Raw genomic sequence first — 549 nt, 5'->3', positions numbered from 1 at the left:
CGGATTAAAGGAAGTTGCGTAGAGCAAGAGCAATGAGCCACATATTAGATAAAATCGACACTGTTTACCCATTCCCACCAAAACCAATTCCGTTAAGCGAAGAAGAAAAATCGTCTTATATCGCGAGCATCAAAGAGCTGCTAAAACAAAAAGATGCAGTACTGATCGCGCATTACTACACCGATCCTGAAATTCAAGCACTAGCGGAAGAAACAGGTGGTTTTGTTGGTGATTCACTAGAAATGGCTAAGTTTGGTAACCGCCACCCAGCAAGCACACTGATTATTGCAGGCGTACGTTTTATGGGTGAGTCGGCTAAAATTCTGACACCAGAAAAACGAATTCTAATGCCAACGCTGGAAGCGGAATGTTCACTTGATCTAGGTTGTCCGGCGGATAAATTCAGTGAATTCTGTGATGCACACCCAGATCATACGGTTGTTGTCTACGCAAACACTTCTGCGGCAGTGAAAGCTCGTGCTGACTGGGTGGTCACATCAAGCATCGCGCTTGAAATCGTGGAACACTTAGACGCTGAAGATAAGCCAA

At 44.8% G+C, this 549-nt stretch carries 1 protein-coding gene; it reads left to right on the top strand.

The annotated features are described in order from the left end of the window. Positions 1-32: 32 nt before the first annotated feature. On the top strand, positions 33-549 hold a 517-nt coding region (gene nadA, locus R7E38_RS23270), incomplete at its 3' end, for a quinolinate synthase NadA (protein WP_318082208.1).

Source organism: Vibrio sp. Vb2131 (assembly GCF_033338535.1).
In the GTDB taxonomy this organism is placed as follows: domain Bacteria; phylum Pseudomonadota; class Gammaproteobacteria; order Enterobacterales; family Vibrionaceae; genus Vibrio; species Vibrio alginolyticus.
Note: the sequence above shows the minus strand (reverse complement) of the source record. Positions and strands in the feature narration are given on the sequence as shown.